The 21,328-nt window shown below is 65.1% G+C and carries 12 protein-coding genes; 6 read left to right on the top strand and 6 right to left on the bottom strand.

Annotation, left to right across the window (positions count from 1 at the left end; all coding sequences use genetic code 11):
- The first annotated feature begins 50 nt into the window (after positions 1-50).
- The 6 genes from LVJ94_20945 to LVJ94_20970 all read left to right on the top strand — a co-directional run bounded on the left by LVJ94_20945 (position 51) and on the right by LVJ94_20970 (position 10,533).
- The gene (locus LVJ94_20945) at positions 51-557 is read left to right on the top strand and encodes a hypothetical protein (GenBank protein ID WXB09684.1); all 507 of its coding nucleotides are present in this window, start codon (positions 51-53) and stop codon (positions 555-557) included.
- Positions 558-767: 210 nt separating this feature from the next.
- Positions 768-2,729 (top strand): hypothetical protein, encoded by a 1,962-nt coding sequence (locus LVJ94_20950; GenBank protein ID WXB09685.1) that lies wholly within the window; start codon positions 768-770, stop codon positions 2,727-2,729.
- Positions 2,726-4,951, top strand: coding sequence for an Rv1355c family protein (locus LVJ94_20955; GenBank protein WXB09686.1), 2,226 nt, complete (start codon positions 2,726-2,728; stop codon positions 4,949-4,951). The genes LVJ94_20950 and LVJ94_20955 overlap by 4 nt, the downstream gene beginning before the upstream one ends.
- Complete coding sequence (locus LVJ94_20960) at positions 4,948-5,454, top strand: hypothetical protein (GenBank protein ID WXB09687.1); 507 nt, start codon at positions 4,948-4,950, stop codon at positions 5,452-5,454. Before LVJ94_20955 ends, LVJ94_20960 begins: the two co-directional genes overlap by 4 nt.
- 299 nt (positions 5,455-5,753) lie before the next feature.
- On the top strand, positions 5,754-7,553 hold the full coding sequence (locus LVJ94_20965) for a hypothetical protein (protein ID WXB09688.1): 1,800 nt from the start codon (positions 5,754-5,756) through the stop codon (positions 7,551-7,553).
- 1 nt (position 7,554) lies between these two features.
- Positions 7,555-10,533: a hypothetical protein gene (locus LVJ94_20970; protein ID WXB09689.1), complete on the top strand. Its 2,979-nt coding sequence runs from the start codon at positions 7,555-7,557 to the stop codon at positions 10,531-10,533.
- A 341-nt stretch (positions 10,534-10,874) separates the two neighbouring features.
- Here LVJ94_20970 and LVJ94_20975 read toward each other — a convergent pair whose 3' ends face one another.
- The 6 genes from LVJ94_20975 to LVJ94_21000 form a co-directional block, all read right to left on the bottom strand.
- Positions 10,875-12,254, bottom strand: a complete 1,380-nt coding sequence (locus LVJ94_20975; protein ID WXB09690.1) for a glutamate--cysteine ligase — start codon at positions 12,252-12,254, stop codon at positions 10,875-10,877.
- Positions 12,255-12,559: 305 nt separating this feature from the next.
- Positions 12,560-15,370: a VWA domain-containing protein gene (locus tag LVJ94_20980; GenBank protein ID WXB09691.1), complete on the bottom strand. Its 2,811-nt coding sequence runs from the start codon at positions 15,368-15,370 to the stop codon at positions 12,560-12,562.
- A complete protein-coding gene (locus tag LVJ94_20985) occupies positions 15,367-17,301 on the bottom strand; it encodes a VWA domain-containing protein (protein WXB09692.1) in 1,935 nt (644 codons plus the stop codon). Before LVJ94_20985 ends, LVJ94_20980 begins: the two co-directional genes overlap by 4 nt.
- Positions 17,298-18,242, bottom strand: a complete 945-nt coding sequence (locus LVJ94_20990; GenBank protein WXB09693.1) for a DUF58 domain-containing protein — start codon at positions 18,240-18,242, stop codon at positions 17,298-17,300. The genes LVJ94_20985 and LVJ94_20990 overlap by 4 nt, the downstream gene beginning before the upstream one ends.
- Positions 18,229-19,290, bottom strand: coding sequence for a MoxR family ATPase (locus LVJ94_20995; protein WXB09694.1), 1,062 nt, complete (start codon positions 19,288-19,290; stop codon positions 18,229-18,231). Before LVJ94_20995 ends, LVJ94_20990 begins: the two co-directional genes overlap by 14 nt.
- A gap of 30 nt (positions 19,291-19,320) precedes the next feature.
- Positions 19,321-21,294: a hypothetical protein gene (locus LVJ94_21000; protein ID WXB09695.1), complete on the bottom strand. Its 1,974-nt coding sequence runs from the start codon at positions 21,292-21,294 to the stop codon at positions 19,321-19,323.
- Positions 21,295-21,328: the final 34 nt, after the last annotated feature.

Genomic DNA, 21,328 nt, shown 5'->3' on the forward strand with positions numbered 1-21,328 from the left:
AGCGGCCCAAATCGGGGGGGAACGTGGAAAACCAGGGGAATCTCCATCCCATGAGTACGCTGACGGTGGCCCCTGCGCGGGTCGATGCCGTCAGTCCGGACTACTGCATGGCTCGATGGAAGCAGTTCTACATCGATATTTGGCGGGTCCACACGTCCCTGGTCGCTCTGCGCATCCTCGAGAGAAGCTTCAACGAATTTCGCCGCGCCTTTCCCGAGGGCGTCGGCCTCATCACCATCGTCGAGCCCGGGGCGCCGCTTCCCCCGACGGAAGCACGCCAAGCGCTGGGCCAGCTCCTCGCCGATAACGCCAGCTTCATCCGCTATTCGGCCGTCGTCTATGAAGGAAGCGGCTTTCGCGCATCCGCCGTTCGCGGCGTGGTGTCGAGCCTGACGCTTCTGGCGCGCCCTCCCTATCCGCATCGCGTGTTTGCCACGGCCACCGAGGCCTGCACCTGGTTCCAGCGGAGCTTCGGAGCAGACCAGGTGAATGGCAAAGAGCTCGAGACCGCCATTGCCGATTTGCGCCGCCGCATCGGCGTCCGCGCGCTTCGATAGCCCGGCAATATCCCAGCACGTCGCGCTGTCGGCACCGCTTGCGCGTCAAACGCGCACTGTCGAGTCAGAGCTCACGGGGGGTGATGGCGCATCGTAGGTGCTGGGGGATTCGTGCTTACGCTGGCTCCTCACGCATTGACTGGAAAAGACCTCGACGAAGCGAGAACCTTTCGTGTTCTCGCCCTCGACGCGGAAACGCTCCAAGCTCGCATGGATTCTCCTTGCGAACCCGGCGTCGGCTCACGGCACTTGCTGGAGCTGCACGCGGATGTCGAACCGATCCTCGGCGAGATCGTCGATGTCGTTCCCTCGCCATCCGGCCCCGTCGTCGACTACGCCGTCAAAGAACTGCCGCTCCAAGCGGTGCGCGAGTTGCTCTCGCTCATCGACCGACTCCGCGCTCGCGGGCTCGCGGTTCAAAATGACGTCGTGCGGCCACGCGAGCATGAAGTCATCGCCGACCCACGTCGGCTGCGCGAAGTGCTGCGCGCGCTCATGGCCAACCGCTGCCCGGCGCGCGCGGTGTCGCCGCATGGGCGGACGCTGACCAAGCTGATTCCCGCCGACATCGCTCCGGATCAGGCCCTGCCACTCGAGTGGCAGACCGACGATGTCCTGCCCGAGCCACCCTTCTTCATCGAGATCGTGAGCCACTTCTCGGTCTTCCGTTTCGCGGTGGCCCGCACGGAGACGCGCGGCGATCGCATGGCGGTGCCGGTGCCGCTCGAGCTCGAGAGAGCGCGCAATCGCGCCTGGGTCCGCGCGCGCCCGCGCGAGGGCGAAGGGTTCATCACCTTCGTGCACCCGCGCTGGCCCGAACTGCGCATCCGCCGCCCGCTGTCCGACATATCCTTCGACGGAGTGGCCTTCGACACGAAGCGGCTCACCGACGTGCTCTACCCGGGCCTGACCATCAAGGACCTCTCCATCCAGTGGCGCGATCGGGAGCGGTTCGACTTCCGCGGTGTGATTCGCCACGTGGGCAACACCAGCAACTTGTCCGGCGAAGACATCGCCGGCATCCTTCTCGTGCCCCACTCCGAGGACGACGCTGCGCGCTGGCGCGATCACGTGATTCGCCTCCTGAGCCCGAACACGCGTGCGGACGGCCGCTTCGCCGAGCAAGTGTGGGAGCTGCTCGATCGGGCGGGATACTTCGGGCTCTCGGGGATGTCGCAAAGCGACTTTCTCTCGCAGAAGGCTGGGTTCGGGAAGTTCTGCCGCCGCATCGCCCGGGCGCCGGACCTCGGCTCGCAGGTCGTGCGGCCTTCGGCGCGCGGTGTGGAGGGCTCCGTTTCGGCCGTGCGCCCGTACGAGCGCAGCACCTTCTTCTACCAGACCGCACGGCATCCGAACCATGTGGCCACCCCGGGCTCGGCGCGCGGGCAGATCCTGCGGGACATCCATTTGGACATCATGACGCGGACGTACCGCGATTCGCCCAACACCGAGTGGCTCATGGCCATGGTGCAGGAGTCGGCACGCTTTCCGCGCCTCGCCTACTACGATATTCCGCGCCGCTACGTCGATACCGGTCGCGCGTACATCTTGCCGATTCGTCCGCTGAAGAAGATCGCCGCGCCGGGTGACCGCCGGACCGTGTACCCGGAGGCGACCTTCGACACGGCGACCGACGAAGAGCGCAAGATGGTGTGCGAGGTGCTCGCGCGCACCAAGAATCCGATTTACCTCGAAGCGCTCGACTTCGTGCCCGATCGCTTCGACCTCGCGCAAATCGGCGAAGAGTGGCGGGATGCCGGGATCTTGCGCAAGCGTGACGTGCTCGTCGCCCGCACCGCGGAGGGCCCCGTCGTGGCGGCCATCGTGGAGCTCGTCGACGAAGGCGTCCACCTCTTCAGCCTCCTCGATGCGGTTCGCATCGTGCCTCTGCGGGAAGGCGTTCTACCGAAGGAGCTTTTGACGAAGCTCCTCGAGTTTGCCGGCGAGTTTTACGAAGCACATCGAAAGACGACGTTCACCTATCACTTCGAAGGGAGCGACGGGCGAAGCGATATCGGGCATGCCCTCGACGCAGGCTTTCAAGACATGGGGAACGCGTTCCTCATTCTGCTGCGCTGGGAACTCGTGCCAGAAATGTTGGAGCAGATTTACCAAGTCGCGGCTCCGCGCGACATCCCTGCCCTGCCTCCTCCATTGCCCGCACCACCGTGACCGCGAGCTCGAGCGATTGGAAGCCGGTTGCTTACCAGGCGGGACCCGAGCTCGCGGGGCTCGTCTCGTCCGGCAACGTGCTCGTTCACGACGCGATCGACCTCCAACTCGCCGACTTGATGCAGTTGCGCTCTCCGGCGCGCAAGCTCGGCGAGGAGGAGCTGCGCCCGCGCGTCGAGGCGCACCTCGGCGGCACGCCGCGCGAGGCGTACGGGACGTGGTTTCACTATCCATGGTCCCGCACCCTGGTTCACGTGCTGCCGCCCGCGGAGTTTCGTGAGCTGCGCTCCGGCGTGAACCGCCACAAGATCACGGCGGCCGAGCAGGAGCGGCTCGCCCGGTTCGTCATTGGCGTGGTCGGTCTCTCCGTGGGGCAGAGCACGGCGGTGACGTTGGCGCTCGAAGGCATCGGGGGCGAGCTCCGCCTGGCAGACTTCGATCACCTGACCCTGGCGAACATGAACCGGCTGCGCGCCAGCGTGCAAGGTCTCGGGGTCAACAAGGCGGTGCTGACGGCACGCACCATTTTCGAGTTCGACCCCTACGCGAACGTGACGATTTTCACGGAGGGGGTTACCGATGGCAACATCGAGGCCTTCCTCGACGGACTCGATCTCGTCTTCGAGGAATGCGACGACCTTCGCATGAAGGTACGCCTGCGCGAACGCGCACGCGCCCGGCGCATTGCCGTGGTCATGGGCACGAGCGATCGCGGATTGCTCGATGTCGAGCGCTTCGATCGCGAGCCGGACAGGCCGCTCTTTCATGGGATGACCGGAGCGCTCGACGGCGAAAAACTCGACGGGCTGACCGCGGTCGAGAAGCTGCCCATCGCCTTCGCCATCGTGGGCCGCACCCTGTCGAAGCGCGTGGCGGTCTCCTTTCTCGATGTGGGCACGACCATCGGAACGTGGCCGCAGCTCGCCTCCGCCGTCGCGCTCAACAGCGCGATCAACGCCGATGCCGCGCGGCGCATCCTGCTCGGGCAGTTCACCGAGTCGGGGCGCTTCTTCGTGGACCTGGAGGAGCTCGTGCGGGACGGCGCCGGCGCCGAAACCCCACGGCCGGCGCCCCAAGAGGAGTCCTGCCCACCGCCCGCGTCCGATCCGGTCCCGGACCTGGTGCCGACTCCGCATTCCGCGCGCGGGGAGCGCTTCTCCATCGACGAAGTGCGGACGCTTCTCGCTCACGGCACCCTGGCCCCGTCGGGCGGCAATTGCCAGCCATGGCGGTTCGTCGTCCGGGGCGGCCGTATCCTTTGCCTCCACGACGAAGAGCGCTCGCGTTCGGGGAGCATGCTCGACGTCGAGCATGCGGCCACGCACCTGGCCTTCGGGGCGCTGGGCCGCAACATCGAGCTCGCCGCGCGGGCGTTGGGGCGGCCGGTGACCGTCGTCCCCTTCCCCGAGCCGGGCATCGTCTGCTCCGTCGAGCCGTTGCCGTCCACGGAGACGCCGCGAAGCGAGCTGGCCGACTTCATCGCGGAGCGCGCCACGAACCGGCGCATTGCGCCGTACGCGCCCCTGGAGCGATCGCACCGCGCGGCGCTCATCGAGGCGGCGCAACGCGCAGGCGCGACGTTGCAGCTCGCCACCGACGAAGACGTGCGCGTGGCACTGGGCCATGTGCTCGGGCAAGGCGATCGCCTGCGGTACCTATCGCCGGCCATGCACCGCGAGATGGTCGGCGAGATCCGCTGGACGCGCGAGGACGCGCTCACGCGGCGGGATGGCCTCGACCTGGCCACGCTGGAACTCGGCCCGGGCGACCGCGTCGGACTGCACCTCGTGGCCGACGGCGACGTCATGAAGATGGCGCGCGCGCTCGGTGCGGGGCGCGGTCTCGAGCTACCCGCGCGCAAAGCGCTGCTTGCATCGTCGGCCGTCGGGCTTCTCAGCATCGCGGGAACGGATCCGCGCGCCTACTTCGCCGGGGGACGCGCCATGCAGGACGTGTGGCTCACGGCCACCGCGCACCGGCTGGCGATTCAGCCGATGACGGCGTTGCTCTACATGTTCGCGCGCCTCGAACGCGGGGGCGGCGCCGGCTTCTCCCGCGAGGAGCAGGCGGAGCTCTCCACCTTGCGGCATCGCTTTCGTGAACTCTTCGAGGTGCGCATGGATCACGCAGACCTCATGCTCTTTCGGATCTCTTACGCCAACCCGCCGTCCGCGCGCTCGCTGCGCCGACGACTCGGCGACGTGATCGCCGTCGAGCCATGACGAAGAGAAGCACCGCCGCACTCGTGTGGTCGGGATTGACGCTTGGCGCACTCGCACCAGACGCCAATGCGGGCCCTTGCCGCGTCCTCGACGGGCCATTCACCTCGATGCTCGATCATGGCCCCGCGTGCAGCGCATCGCCCATCTGGACATGCACGCACGGGCATCTCGCCGGCGAACTCGATGCGAAGTACGAATTCACATTCTACACCCTCGTGCCCGATGCGATGGAGTCCGGTCGCCTGAATTACGAGGGAACGAGCGTCATCACCATGGCCAACGGCGCTCGGATGTTCGGGAAGGACCACGGCTATTTCCGGGTTCATCCCGATGGGAGTGGGGCCTTCGAGACCACGGTGCACATTCAAGGCGGAACATCGGATTATTCCACTGTCTCCGGCCAGATCGTTGCCAGCGGCTCTTTTCAACAAAGCGGTTCGGCGGTGGGCTCTTATACCGGTTTCATATGCCCATCAAGCGCCGCTTCGGGTTGCAACCAATAGCGCCGCAGTGCCGTTGATCCAGGGTGGGATGATCCACCCTCGCCGACGTAGCAGCGAATCACGCCGAGTCAGCACTCACGCGCGACGGGCCTATCAGCACTGAAAATTCGGCCATCTGCGGGGAATCATGCTTCGGCCCGGCTAGTGCATAGGCGGAGCTTAGGCAACGAAACATGCTTTTCACAAGACAACCACCGTCGCAGCCATGCGGGCGGCCGGGAGGAGGTCCTATGCGCTACGGCTCTTTATTCAACCGGGCAACCATCGCCGGGTTGGCATCTATCGCCGCATGGCTTGCGGTGACAGCTAGTTGTAAATCAAACAGCGGTGACCCCGCGATCGACGGGCCCGAAGAAGATGCGGGAGGAGGCGGCGTCGGTCCGACGTCCTACTTCGACTACGCGGTGTTCCGAGAGAAAATCCAACCGGCCCTCGACAAGGCCGAAGAAACGGGCTGCACGGCCCAAGCATGCCACGGCGGGGGTGCAGGCGGGTTTACCCTCGTCGCCGCGCCAGCCGCCGAAAGCGACGACGAGAAGGCCAATTTCGAGAAAATGACGGACTACACCAGCGCCACCAAAAAAGTGGATCTGGACGTGCCGAACAACTCCGAGGTGTACAAGCGAGCGAACCCCGCAACGGGCAGGCATGGCGGTGGGTCCAAGAAGTTCACCGAGGACCAGACCGGCGATCTTCTGCGGTGGATCCAAGCGGCCAAGGCGGCGAAGGATGCCGCCGAGCCGACGCCCGGACAGCCCGGCGATGCCGGCGTACCGCAAGGCAATGGGTGTGTGCCCGTTGGCCAGTTCAACGTGGGCGCCTTCCAGTCCGACATCCTTCCGATTTTGACGGGGGACAAGGACTACAACGTCCCGGACCAAGTCGGGAATGGGAACGGATGCGCGGGCGGCACGTGCCACGGTCAGGACAAACCGGGCGCCCTCACGATCAAGAAAGGCGCGAGTGCCGCGGACAACCTCAAGAGCTTTGCCTGCTACGTCAACTCGACCAACCCCGTTCAATCGCAGATCCTCATCTGCCCCCTCGGCAAAAACAATTGCAAGAAGTCCCCTCACCCCGGGAACGCGGTCTTCCGAAACGCCACCGATCTGAATTACCAGCGTCTCTTGTCGTTCCTCTACGCGACCAAGACCGCCACGACACCGCTCGACTTCGCCTTCTTCGCGCGGCAGGTCGCCCCGATTTTCGAGAGCACGCAGACGCTTGGTAGCCGTCCGTGCGCCGAGACGACGGCTTGCCACGGTGTGACCGAGGAGACCCAGGCACCGCCGAACGGCTCGCACTTTCCGATGGTGGCTGGCGCAAGCGACAAGCCGCGCCTCCTGTTCAGTTTCAATTCTGCGGCCAATTTCACGAGCTTCCTGGAGGCCAGGGATAGCTACCTGTTCTTGTATCCGACCAACCTGATTGCCGATCCGGCGGCGAGTCCGTTCGCGACGGGCAGGAACCACACGGGCGGAAAACTCATCAATGCCTCGTCCGTCGAAGCCGACAACATTCTCACCTTTGCCCGGGGTCTGCGGCTGGTTGGGGACGGCTTCAATACCAATTGGCTGCTCGGCGGTGACTACCCCGGCATCAACAACATCGACCAGCAAACGTCCGTCCCCGGCAAGGAAGAGACGATCACCCCGTCCATCTTCGACAAGCAGGGGACACGTACGTTCCAAGGCGACATCTGGGACGGCTTCTTTTCGAGGAGCACCTTCATCAATCTCAATGAGCGCTTCCAACGCAACGTTCAGATCGATCGCGCAGCGTTCGCCGCAGCGTACGTCGTAAACCTCACGACCAACGATATCTCCGCAAAAATCACCGTTCGCTCTCCCAACGAACTCAAGCTTTACGTCGACCAACAGGAGGCGGTCAAAGACGAGACGATCGAGAGCACCCAGATCGTGGCGAATCTCACCGCGCCCAAGGCCGACAAGAAGAGCACGCGAATCCTTCTCAAGATGCTTCAACGCGCAGGGGGGACGAACCAATTCGGATTCAGCCTCCTAATCACCGATAGGGACGGAAATAAAATCCCTGAAAAAGACATCGTCATCAAGCTTTCTCCCGACGGAGGCATCTAACATGCTGGCCAAAACGAGATATCTCACGATCGGTCTAGGGCTGGTCATGGCCGCCGCCGCGGGCGCCCCCGGCTGCACGACCCCGTCGCACGGCGATCTTGGCAGCGACGCTCTCTGCGATCCAACGCAGGATTCCTGCAAGAACATCGGCGTGGGTGCGCGAGTACCGGCATCGAACCTCGAGCCGCCCAAGATCACGACCTACAAGCGCAGCTCGCTCGTCGCCCCCTTCCAGCTTCTGCCCGTGGGGGCGCAAGGACGCATCAACGAGGACAACCGGCCCTTCACCAATGCGGACTACACGACCCCGGACGTAACCGTATCGACCGACAGCAAGCTGACCGAGATTCAGGGACAAATCAGCGAAGAGCGTGTCGCAAGCGGTTTGCCGGCACTCGCCACGGACATCATCAGCCCCGTGGACAAGTTCGTCACGCAGCAAATCCCATTTCGAGGCAACCCGTCCGACGTCAAGTACGTCAACGTAGACGGCCAGGGAAAGGCTTACATTCCGCTCGGAGGCGACGTCAGCACGCCTGGCAACGAGGTCACGATCGTCGACGTCAACAACAGCGGTCGGATGAAGTTGATCAACCGAGTCAGGGTGGGCATTCGACCGCAGCGGCTCGCCCTGCATCCGGCGGGCGGCTTGATGTTCGTCTGCAATCAATATTCGAACTACATTTCGATTATCGACACCAAGACCGACGATATTCTCAAGGCCAACGGCAAACCCGTCGAAATTCCGACCCACTACTATTGCGCCGATGTGGCCTTCGTTCCGGACGATGGCATCAACAAGGACAAGGCCAAGATGTTGGTGGCCAACCGCTGGCGCCACAGCGTCCTGGAGTACCAGGTCGATATCGAGCGCGATTTCCAAGACCAGGTCGTGGGCATCAAAGAGGTCAAAGAAATCGGGGAGATCTTGGACGTCGGCAACAACCCGTACCGACTCGTGGTCGACGACGCGCAGAAGAACGTTTTCGTCGCGAACAACAAGGGTGGTGAGGTCGCGAAGATCGACGTCGCGAACGCCAAGGCCAGTGGGCGTATGACCATCAACGGCGCGTCGACCGACCTCACGGTCATCAACGACCTCGTGTACATCACGACGACCACCGTCGATCGTGGCCTCCCGGCGGACGAAGAGACGCTCCCCACACAAGTCGCCGGATCCCCGGTCAAGGTCAAAGGCATCGACGGAAAGCAGCACGTCGCGCACCCCGGTGCGCTCAAGGACAGGACGCGAAGCTACAACTTCGAAGATCTGCGCAACGGCATCTACCAACTCCCGATCGATCTCAATCCGGAGCAGTTCAACTACTACACGGACAACAACTCGGGCGAGCCCAACTTCGACGATGCGGTGAAGGTCGTCGACGGTGCAGTCCCGACGACGGTCATCCGCAACAAGAGGGGCGATCGCATCTACGTGGCCCTCGGCGCGACCGACACGGTGCAGGAGCTCGAGGTCAACACCGCCGCCCAACCCAACACGCTGCGACCCCGGCAGACGTGGCACCTCGACCACCGCCCCTTCGGGCTCGCGTTGGACGAGGACAACGGTCGTCTCTTCGTCTCGGATTGGGCGAGCGAGCGACTCGAGGTGTGTGACCTGAATTCACGCGACGGGCGAAAGCTCGGCAAGCTCGATCTCGACTACGCGAACCCGCCGTATCCTGCGACGACGGTAGAAATCGGCGAGAGGTTCTTCTACGAGGCTTCGTGGTCGAACACGGGCCGCAAGTCGTGCGCGACGTGCCACGTCGACGAGCTGGACACCGACGGTGTCGGCTATGCCAACGGCGCGACGGCACCGACCGCGTACCACCAGGTGAAGCCGAATCACAACCTGATGGAAACCGATTCGTATTTCTGGAACGGATCGTTTGCGAACGGCAACTACACCTCCTTGGCCTTTGCCGCGCAGACGCGTCCGAACTGCCAACTCATCGAGTTCGGCTTCATCGATGGAGTCTCTTCCAATCCCAAGAACCGCGTCGGCGACCCGAAGGGCAACCTGGCGCAGACCGCCCAAGACGCCGAATGCCGCCCCCAAAGTGCCGGTCCGCGTTCGTCCCTCATCAGGAACCAGGCGCGGATCGATCAAATCGTCGCGCAGGGTGTCGCCATCATGGACCAGCGCATCGCGGACATCACACGGGATGTGAAGGGCGGCCCCTTCTCACGCCGTGCTCTTAGCCGCGCCATCGACGCGTACTCCGTCGCCGAGCCGCGCCTGCCCCCGAATCCGCTCCAGTACGCGTCCAAGTCGGGTCAGCTCGATCCGGCGATGACCGCACAGATCCAAAAGGGTCAGCAGCTCTTCCAGAACGCCGGCTGCGCGGGATGCCACACCCCGGGCAAGTTCACCGACGGACTGGATCACGGTCGCGGCGCTGGCTGGCTGCAACAGTTCGTCGCCACCTACCAGAACGATCCGCGCATCCAAGCCATCCGGATCGACGTCAACGGCGCCATCATTCAAGGCTTTGCGCAAACGATGACCGACGCCATCCGACCGTCGGTGCCGGGCCCCGAAATCAACGTGCACCCGAGGCCGCTGGATTACTTCGTCCCATTCTGCTTCCAGGCCGACAACTGCGTGCAGTTCGACGATCCGATGGCAGCAGGGTCTCCGGGCAGCAATGCCGAGGAGGATCGGCGAATCAAGCTCCTGATTCAGTTCAACCTGGGAGATCCTGACCGCACCTTCATTCCGGGCAACGTGGTCGGCCAACCTCACATCAACACCCCGTCGCTCCGCGGTGTGTGGAGTCAGGCCGCGCTGCTTCACCACGGCATGGCAACCACCATCCAGGAAGCCATCCTCGGCCCAGGCCACCCCGCGCTGGCCGAGGGAGAGGCAGGCTGGGCGGTTCTACAGGACGGAAAGATGGACGTTCACGGCTCGACCTCGGCCCTTTCGAAGGAAGACGTGGCGGCCCTGGTCCGTTACGTGGAGAACATCGAGTAGTTCGGCACGAAAATCTCGACGAAAAAAGGGAGCGCGTTCTTCGGAACGTGCTCCCTTCGTCGTTTAACCCCGCCCAGCTTCACCGTCGCATCGCGATAACGGCTTCCTGAATTGAACAGGGAGGGGGGAAGGCGGGGAGGTTTACGGCACAAATCCCATCGCGCACCGAGGCTGGTTTGGGTTTTCCGTTGGCTCACAAAGCCAACTGAAAACCTAAAAAGCCTTGGCACTCGGTGGGATTCGCGTTGTTTCCCTCCCCGCCTCCCCCCCTCCCTGTTCAATCCCTCTTCGGCCGCCCTAGGGCCCATGTCGAGCTCGCGAGTGGTTCGGAGGGCGGAAGTTCAGCGCGGCAGCATCAAGTCGGTGCGCTCGACGACCTGGCGGCGCAGATCGGGGGCCTGCGGATCAAGCCCATCGAGGAGCTTGTCCGCCGGGGTACAGCCCTGGGCGACGAGTTCGCGCAGCGGAACGAGGTGCACGCTTTCGTCTTTGCCGCTGGCGCTCTTGCGGTCGCGGCGATGCAGACCGCCCTCGGCGATGGAGAGCACCTGCAGACCCCACTCGGAGAGAGGTCTCTCGCGGAACATGGCCTGGAGTCCCTCTTTCCAGATGCGCGCGCGCAGGGCGCTGACCTCGGCGTAGGTCCAATCGCGGGTGAGCGCCTCGGCCTCGTCGAGCGCCTTCGCATCGTAGAAGATACCCGTCCAGAGTGCGGGCAGCGCACAGGCGAGGCGCGAGGACGGGGCGTCGGCGCCGCGCACCTCGATGGTCTTCTTGAGTCGCACCTCGGGAAACAAGGTGTTCAGGTGCGTCTGCCAGTCGTTCTGCGTCGGTTTCAAACCTTCGAAGCCATCTTGCCAGAAGCTGCGGAACGTCTGCCCGGTGTTGGCGAAGATCTTCCCGTTGCGCTTCACCAGGAACATGGGGACGTCGAGCGCCCACTCGGCGTAGTGGCGGTAGCCCGCGTCGGGGCGCCAGAGCGGCTCCACCAAGCCGGCGCGGTCGTTGTCGACGTCGAGCCAAACGCGCGCGCGGTAGCTCTTTCCGCCGTGCGGCTTCCCCTCGAGCCACGGGCTATTCGAGAACAGCGCCGTGGTGAGCGGCCCGAGGGCCAGGGCCACGCGCATCTTGCGCATCGCGTCCTGCTCGCTCGAGAAGTCGTAATTCGCCTGCACGGTGGACGTGCGCTGCATCATGTCCAGCGCATACTCTCCGCGCTTGGGGAGATACTCGCGCATGACCTTGTAGCGATCCTTGGGGACCCAGGGCAGATCCTCACGGCGCGCGAAGGGATGAAAGCCCACGCCGAGCCAGCGGATCTCGAGCTTGTCGCTGATCGGCTTCAGCTCCCGCATGTGCCCGCGGAACTCGGCGCAAACCTGATGCACGTCGTCCATGGCGGCGCCGCTCAGTTCGAGCTGGCCACCGGGCTCCAAGGTAATGGAGGCCCGCCCGCGTTTCAGCGCGATGATGGGGCCGTGCTCGTTTTCACGTTCGGGCTGCCAGCCGTGTTGGTCGATGAAATACTGGAGAACGGCAAGAACGCCGCGATCGCCATCGTACCGAATCGGCTCGAACGTCCTCCCGCAGACGCCAGGCTTTTCCATTTCCGGACCAATCCGAAACTCGGAAAATGGTTTTTCGGCCTGCCGAAAAACGGAGAGAAGATCGTCATACGATCGGAGCGGTTCGTCGAGCGTCGGGTCGGTCGTGGTAGCCACGGTGGCTTCTTATCACAGGAATTTCCGCCGTCGACCGTGCCGGAAGTCACGAAGCGGCCAAAATTCCGCCCTCAGAAGCACTTGCCGGACCCGAGCACCGGCCCTACGCGCCCGAAGAGGATTGAACAGGAAGGGGGGAAGGCGGGGAGATTTACGGCACAAATCCCACCGCGCACCGAGGCTGATTTGGGTTTTCCTTTGGCTCACGAAGCCAACTGAAAACCCAAAAAAGCCTTGGCACGCGGTGGGATTCGCGTTGTTTCCCTTCCCGCCTTCCCCCCTTCCTGTTCAAATTCAGGAAGCCGTTATCGCGACGCGACGGCGAAGCTGGGGCGGGCGGTCTTTTTGCGGTCGAAGATGCGGATCCGGCGCAGGAGTAGGTCGAGCAGGAAGACCACGATCGCGGCGAGGATGAATCGGGACCAGAGGTCCTGGTGGTAGGAAATCGTCTCGCCGGCCGGGTCGAAGATCGTCTTGGGATCCGGATCCAGCTTGCCCGAGGTCACTTCCGCGGTGCGCGCGAGCGTAACGGTATCGGGGGCCAGTGCGAGGTACTCTCGCGGGTATGGGTTGGTCACGTGGCCAAAGCTTTCGGCCACGACCGCGGACTTCGTACCGCCCTTCCCGTCGTCGACGGATTTCTCCAGCGCGGCGTGCAGGAGGAACGAACCGTAGCGATCCAGCGGGAAGTCCACCTCGTAGCGGCCCGGTGCCGTCTGCCGCATGACCGTCTTCTTGGTCTCGCCCTTGGCGTTCTTGTCGCCCGCCTGCACGGAGGTCCCGCCCATCGGGCCGGTGATCTCGAATTTACCCTCCAAGCCATTCTGGAACTTGTCGTCGCTGCCGACGGCATCGATGGAAGCCTTCACGTGACCGGTGGCGGGATCGATCTCGGCGCGCATGTCCAGCTGCTGCCGGCGCTTTTGCCGCATGTGCTCGCGCACCAACTGACCCCAGAATTGCCCGTAACCCGGCCAGCGAAGCCACTCCACCGCCCAGAGGTTCTTCACGTCGCTGGTCCAGGCGAGCGACCAGCCCAGACCCACGTGCCAGCGCGCCAGAATGGGCTCTTCCAGCTCCGACTCGAGGATCTTCTGCGCCGGCGACGGCTTCATCTTCGTCGCGACGTAGCCGTGCAAAAAGGGCGCACTGCGCACGTCGACACCGCGCAGGAAGTCCGCCGGGGTGGCCACGCGCGGCTGGAAATACTCCTCCACGGCGGCCGAGCGACTCACCATCTCCGTCTCACGTGTGAAGACGCGCGGGAGCGATTGCGGGTCGAGCACCTTGTAGAAGCGGCCACCGCCGATGTCGGCCACCATGCGAAGAAGGGTCTCGTCCACCCCGCCGCCCAAGCCCACCGACGAAACGGTGATGCCCTCGGCGACCATGGCCTGCACCAGATCGCGGATGCCATTGTTCGAGGCCTGCCCGTCGGTGAGCAGGATGACGTGCTTGCGCCGCGCCCGCGTCACGGTGAGCGCCTGGTACCCAGCATCGAGGGCGCTGAAGATCTCCGTACCGCCCCCCGGCTGAATCCGCGCAATGTCGTTCTGAATCCGCGCGCGGTGCTTCGCCGGAGTCATCTTCACCACGCGGGTCGGCTGCGAGTCGAAGGCGATGACCTCCAGCAGATCGTCGCCCGACAGCGTGTCGGCCGTGGCCTTGGCGGCGGCCTTGGCCATCTCGAGCGGCATGCCGCTCATCGATCCCGAGCGGTCGATCACGAGCACCATGGCCACGCCCGGCTCGTCGCGCCGCTTCTCCGAGTCCATGCGCACCGGCAAAATGCGCTCGACCGTGGTGTGGTACCACCCGCCCAGACCGTAGCCGTGCTCGCCGCCGGCGAAGAGGAACCCTCCGCCCAGATCGCGCACGTACTGCTCCAGCGCCTCTTGCTGGGTGAGCGACACGGCCTCCGCCGGGGCGTCCGACAGGATGACGAAGTCGTAGCGCTCCAGCTCGCGCAGGCTCGAGGGCAGCTCGCGCGGGCCCCTCACGTCGACGTCGAATTGCTGCGCGGAAAGCGCGCTGGAAAGGTAGTTCGCGCGGGCGGTGTTCCCCTCGACGTAGAGCACCGCCGGCCGGCCCGGCACCGCAGCGGTGACCGCGTAGCGGTTGTTCTCCTTGAAGTGGTCCTCGCCGATGTCGCTCAGGTCGAGGGCGTAGGTCACCTCGCCGGCCACGTGCACGACGCTCTTCCAGGAGACGTCGTTGTCGCCCGGCTTCAAGTCGAGCATCTTGACGCCATCGAGGCCGTTGATGGCCTCCCCCTGCTTGAGCACCCCCTTCACCTTTTGCGCGCGGCTGGTGAACACGGTCGCGTGCACCTCGAAGGGCTCGCCCACGTGCACCTTGTCGGGCACGCGCAATTCGCGCACCGCCACCTCGCCGGGGACCGGGCGGTGGTAGGCGATGGAGAAGATCTTCACGCCGAACTGGCGCGCGCGGTTGGCCTCCGCGAGCACGTCGCCGTCGGTCTGCACGCCGTCGGACAAGATGACCGCGCGGCGCAGATACCCCGCGGGGTATTGCCCGTAGGCGAGCTGCAGCGCACTGGCCAGATCCGTCGCGGCCCCCATCCCCGAGTTCTTCTCGCCGTGCCGCTCCAGCGCCGGTGCCGTCTTCGCATCGTCGGCAAGCTCCACCACGCGCGGTCGCCGCGCGAAGGTGATGACCCGCACCAGCGCATCGCCGGGCTTGGCCGCGAGGCCCTTCTGGATCTCGGCGCGCGCGTCTTCCAGGGCCGCATCCGGCACCGAGTCGGACACGTCGACGAGGTACACGGTGCACACCTTTTGCGTCGTCGCCGTGCGGGCCAGGCGTGCGAGCCCCAGGGCCAGCAGCACCACGAAGGCCATGCGCAGCACCACGGAGAGCACGCGCTGCACCATGGGAAGATCGGCCAGGGAGCGGCCGATCATCCAGAGGAAATACGGCGCCAAAAGCCCGATGCCGAGCATCCGCGGCGAGAGCAGCTCGTAATTCTTGTCCCCGCGCGCCCAGGCCAGGGTCGGCCCGGCGTACCAGACGTAGCGCAGGTACAAATAGAGACCGGCGATGCCGATGCCGACGACCAGCGCACCGAACCCGAGTTTCTTCACGCGCGGGCTCATACCGTGATCCTCCGGTGGTACGTGGCCCACTCGAGCGCGGTCAAAAGCACCGCCGCCAGGAGCAGGTAAATCCAGATTTCACGGCGCACGCCCACGTGGAAGCCTTCCACCTTGCCCGCCGTCTTCCCGTCGACGACCAGCTCCGGCACCGGCGCAATGGTGCTCTCCTCGGCATCGAGCAAATTCGCCGCGAACGCCGTCTTGTTCGCCCCACTGATGGGCGCAGGCTGCTCCGGCGTCGACGCCGTGTCGCCCGCCGTGAGCTCGTAAAACCCGGCCCGCTCACCGAGGTACACCGCGCGGCCTTCGTGGACGGGCACCCGTTCTGTGGCGCCGCCCGGCAGCGCCAACGTCGCCTCCGTCGCTTGCGTCGACACCGGCACGCGCCACACGTCGCCGGTGCGGAAGCTCGAGATGTAGCGCGCATCCTCGTCGGTGAAGAAGTTCACTGTGTTGAGCAGGAACAACGGCCACGCCACGCGCAGCGGCAGATCGGAGTCGCGCACGTCGAAACCGAGCGCCACGAATTTGTACGCCCCCCGACTGCCCGCGACCAAAATGGGCGACGTCCCCCCGAAGGAGCCCACCACTTTGTCGCCAGCCGCCACGTCGGGCACCAGCTTGTGCCCGCGGGCTACGTTCACGTCGTCGAGCGCCGTGAAGCGCACGATGGGGTGCTTTCGGTCGATCTTGTCGAAACCTGGCGAAGTCAGCTCCGCCTCCACCTTCACCGGTGATCCCGGCCCGCGCGGATCCAAATAGAGCGCATGCGCCCGCGGCGGCGTGGCTGGGGTGACCCGATCGAAGACGACCACGTCGAAGCCGCTCCCGCCGCCGTGCTTGTTCACGTAGTCCACCGGGGTGACCTGCGTCACCTCGAGGTACTCGTCGAGCAGCAGCGCGGCCTCGAGGTACGTGTTGCCCTCGGACACCACGAGCACCTTGGCCCGGCGCCGCTCCGGCAACAGCGCGTACGCGTGGTCGTCGGCGGGAAGATTGTCGTGCGTGCCATCGACGTTGCCGAGCTTCGCCTCCAACGTGCGGCTCGCCCCGGACAAATTGGGGTAAAAGCGCGGCAGCCTCTCACCCGGCATGAGCCGCAGCTTCGTCAGATCGACCACGTTGCCATCGCCCAGCAGCGAAAGCTCGATGTCTTGCTGCTCGGGGCCGGTGTTGGTCACCTCGAGCATCACCTCGTAGCGGCTCTTGTCGAGCGGGTAGCGCCGCACGGAAAACTGCGTGATGCCGACGTTGCGCTTTCCGGTGCCGACGGAGACGAAGCTCAATTTGTCGTCGCCGAGGTGCACCGGGCCGGAGGCATCGAGCGCCGGCCCCAAGTTGCCGTCCGACACGACCACGATTTCGCCCAGCTCCACGTTGCGGAGCGTGTCCGTCGCAAAGCGCAGCGCGCGCGGGAAGTCGGCCCGCGCATCGGTGGCCTTCACTTGATCGAGGGCGCGCTCCAGCTCCGACGTGTCCCCGCTCATCGGCCCGAGCGGCGTCACCATGGCGTCCATCTGCGCGATGAGCATGCGATCGGCGCCGCCCAGGCCGCGGATCATCGCCTTGACCTCGTTCTTGGCCACCTCGAGCCGGTTCGGCGACACGTCGGTCGCCTGCATCGAGGCGCTGGCATCGACCAGGACGACCAAGGTCCGCCCTTTGACCAAGGTGGCCGCCGCACGCGGATCGCCCAGCGCGAACACCAAGAGCGCGAGGAGCGCCAGCTGGAGCAGCAGCGACAAAAGACGCTTCAACCGCGAAAAAAGGGTCGTCGCGTCCTTGTCCTTGAGGATTCGCTGCCAGAGCGGCGAAAACGGAATCGCCACCGTGCGCCGCCGCAGGCGCAGCACATAGAGCCCCACCACCGCCGCCCCGGCGATGCCGAAGATGGCGGCCAACTGGGCAAAGCCAAGCCCCGCGAAGATCACCGGAGAAACCCTCCGCGCCGAAAGACGCGCAAAATGAGCTCATCGAAGGGCACCGACACGTCGGCGCGCACGTAAGGAACCTGCCGAGTGGCGCAGAATCGGTCGATGTCGTGGATGTACTTCTCGTACTCCTCACGAAAGCGCGAGAGCACCTTCGGGGTCACCGTCACCTCGCGTTCGTCGCCGGTCTCGCAGTCGTACAAGAGGACGTCGCCAAAGAGCTTTGGCTTTTCCTCCGCCTTGTCCACGACGTGGACCACAAACGGGTCGAACTTGTTGTAGCGCAGCACGTTGATGCCGCGCTCGAAGCCCTGTGGATCGTACAAATCGCTGATGAGCACCGCCAGGCCGCGCCGTTTGTGCTGCGCGACGAAGGTCTTCAGCGCGTCGCCCAAGTCCGTGGTGCCCGCGGATTCGAGCTCACGCAAGAAGCGGAATACCTTGAAAATGCGGGCTTTGCCGCGCGTCTCGGCCATGCGCATCATCACGCGATCGCTGGTCGAGACGATGCAGACGCGGTCCAAATTGGCGAGGCCCACGTAGGCGAGCGCGGCGCAGATGCGCTTGGCATAGCGAAGCTTGTCGCCGGTGCCGAAGGCCATCGACCCCGAGGCGTCGACGATGAAATAGATGGCTAAGTCCTCTTCTTCTTCGAAGAGGCGCAATAAGAGCTTATCGAAGCGCTGATAGACGTTCCAATCGAGGTATCGAAAGTCGTCGCCCGGTTGGTATTCGCGGTGGTCGGCGAATTCGACGCCGCTGCCGGTCTTCTTGGTGCGCCGTTCGGCGCGCATGCGGCCGGCGAACACACGCCGGCTCACGATGGCGAGGTAATCGAGCTTTCGCTGAAAATCGTCGTCGAACAGGTCCTCGTTGGCGCGCGAGCCCCCGGCATCGCTGCGGCGCGAGAAGGAGTTGCGAAGGCTCTCAAGCAGCCCCAACGTGGACGCCTTTCTTGTCGGCCGCGTCCTTCATGCCGGCCTTCGTCTCCACCACCGACTTCAAGATGGCCTCGATGACCTGGTCGCTCTTGATGCCCTCGGCCTCGCCCTCGAAATTGAGGAGCACGCGATGGCGCAGCGCCGGCAGGGCGACCGCGCGCACGTCGTCGATGCTCCCCGCGAAGCGCCCCTCGAAGAGCGCGCGGATCTTCGCCGCCAAGAGCACCGCCTGCGCCCCGCGCGGCGAGGCGCCGAATCGCACGTAGCGCTTCGCGATTTCCGGGGCTTCCGGCCCCTCGGGGTGCGTCGCCTGGAGCACTCGGATGGCGTAATCCTGCACGTGCCGCGCGATGGGAACCTGGCGCACCAGCTTCTGCATCGCCAAAATGGAGGCCTTGTCGAGCACCTCGCGGCGGCGTCCCTGCGACTCGCCGGTGGTCAGATCGAGGATCTGGTGCAGCTCCTCGCGGTTGGGGAACGGCACGTACAGCTTGAAGAGAAACCGGTCGAGCTGCGCCTCGGGCAGCGGGTACGTGCCCTCCATCTCGAGGGGGTTCTGCGTCGCCAGAACGACGAACGGCTCGTCCAGGGTGTACGTCTGCCGCCCCACCGAGACGCGGTGCTCCTGCATGGCTTCGAGCAGGGCGCTCTGCGTCTTCGGCGTGGCGCGGTTGATCTCGTCCGCGAGCACGATGTTCGAGAAAATGGGACCTTTGCGAAACTCGAAGGCCTTGGCGCCGTGCTGCGTTTCGTCGATGACCGTGGTGCCGAGGATGTCGGCCGGCATCAAGTCGGGCGTGAACTGGATGCGCGAGAACGTGAGGTGCATCACCTCCGAAAGGGTGCGCACGAGCATGGTCTTGCCCAGCCCCGGCACGCCTTCGAGCAGCGCATGGCCACCGGCGAGCATGCACGTGAGCACACCGTCGACGACCTCGCGGTGGCCGATGATGGCGCGCCCGATCTCCTCGCGCGCTACGGCAATCTGCTGACGAAACTGCTCGACTTGGGCGTGCACGTCCGATGAAAGGTCATTCGGTTCGGTCATGTCTCGTTCCTGAGGTTCCCGCGCGCGCGTTCAATCGCGCGGGCGAATCAATTGGAAATAACGGCGCACGTAGAAGCGATACCCACCGGGGATCTCGTCCTTGTTGAGCGATTCCTCGGCGACGTTGTGGTACTCCGTGTAGACCTTCGTGTAGCCGCGGTTGGCGAAGCCGCGCTCCGCGGCGCCTTGAATGACTTCGCTGCGGCTCGAGCCTTGGCCCGTGTCCTGGCCGGCCACCTGCGTATCCTGCGTCCCCACGTTGGGGTTCGTCGCGCCGCCCTGCACGTTGGAGTCGTGGCCTTGGCCCCAGCCCTTCGGGTTGGGCTGTCCGCCGCCCTGCTGCCCGCCGCCTTGCTGTCCGCCGCCGCCTTGGCCCTGGCCCTTGGTGAGCATCAGGATCTTCTCGCCGTTCGGCCCGACGACCCAGACTTCACCTTTGCCGCCGCCCTGCCCCTGCCCGTTCTGACCTTGGCCCTGTCCCTGGCCGTTCTGGCCCTGTCCCTGTTGGCCACCTTGGCCTTGCTGGCCTTGCCCCTGCTGTCCGCCCTGCCCTTGCTGGCCTTGGCCCTGCTGCTGGCCCTCTTGTCCCTGGCCTTGGCCCTGCTGCCCGCCCTGGCCGCGCGCACGCTGTTGGAACCGTTGCAACCGCACCATCTGCTGCTGTCCGCCCTGCCCTTGTTGACGCAGCATCTCGCGCAGCTCTTGGATCTTTTGCCGCAGTTGCTCCTTTTCCTCCTGCGACATCTCCTCCTGGGCCATCCGGTTGATGTCCTCGGCGCCCTTTTCCAAGTCGTCGGCCGAGGCGCCCAGGTCCTTCAAGAGGTCCTCCGCGGCCTGCGCCAGCTCGCGGTCCAAGCGATCCAGCTGCCGCCCGGCGTTCTGCTGCTCGCGCTGCTCGCGAGAAAGGCGCTCCAGCTCGCGTTCGCGCTTGTTGAGCAAGCTTTTCTCCTGCTCGCTCGCGCCCGCGTCGCCCATCTTTTGCTTTTGCTGCAAGAGCTGCTTTTCCAGCTCCTCGCGTTTCTGCGCGAGCGCTTCCTCGCGCTTCGCCTGGTTCTGCGAGGCCTGTTTCAACGCCTCGCGCATCTTCTCGAGCTGCGCCTTGTCGACGTTCTTGCCCTGCTCACGCAGCTTCTTCGCCAGATCTTGGAGCTGCTTTTCGGCGTCGACGAGGTTCTTGTTCTCCAGCGCCTCGCCGGCCTTCTTGGTCAGCTCGGCCTTCTTCATCTCCTCGCCGATCTTCTGCAGCGCCGCCTCGAGCGCTTTGGCGTCGGCCTCGCGCCCCTCGAGGAGCTTGTCCTCGAGGGCCTGCATGCGGCGGAACGCCTCCGTGCGATCGAGTCGCTTGGCCGCGAGATCTTCGATGAGCTGGTTGAACTCCGCCGTCGCCGCCTTGGTGTCCTCGCTCTGATCCTTTTGCTCCATTTGATGGAGGAACTCGCGCATCGCGTCGAGATCGTCCGCGGTGACCTCCACGGCGTCGATGGTCTTGGCCTGCGTCGGCGCCTCGTGATGGCGCACCTCGAAGAGCGCGAGCACGAGCACCGCCACACCGAGCCCCAACGCCAGCGGAGCATCGCGCGGCACCGCGAGCGGCACGGCCTTCTTCGGCTCCACGCTGCCCGCGAAGGTGAGCGCGTCCGCGATGGCCGCGTCCATGAACGGCGTGCGCTCCGACACGGGCAGATCGCCAAACGACAGCGCGCTCGAAAGCCGGTCGGACAGGCCGTGGTGCCGATCCAACGCAACCGCGCCCGCACGCTGGGCCAGCGGCCGCGTGTAGGCAAACAGCGCGATCGCCATGACCTGAAGCGCCGCGATCCCCAGCAGAATGCGCGCGGGCCACTCGGAGAGGATGCCCGTCTTGCGCAAGGTCAGCGTGACCGCCGCCACCAGGAAGCCTGCAGCCAGAGCCGTCGCCCCTTTGGTGAGGGCACGCCCGAATCGGATGCGCCTTTCGGCAGCGAGCGCGGCTTTGTGGATGTCGTGAAGGTCGCGCACGCTCATGATCGATCAGTCAAGAAGTTCGTCTCGGGCAGGC

The sequence above is a fragment of the Sorangiineae bacterium MSr11367 genome (assembly GCA_037157805.1).
Classification (GTDB): domain Bacteria; phylum Myxococcota_A; class Polyangia; order Polyangiales; family Polyangiaceae; genus Pendulispora; species Pendulispora rubella.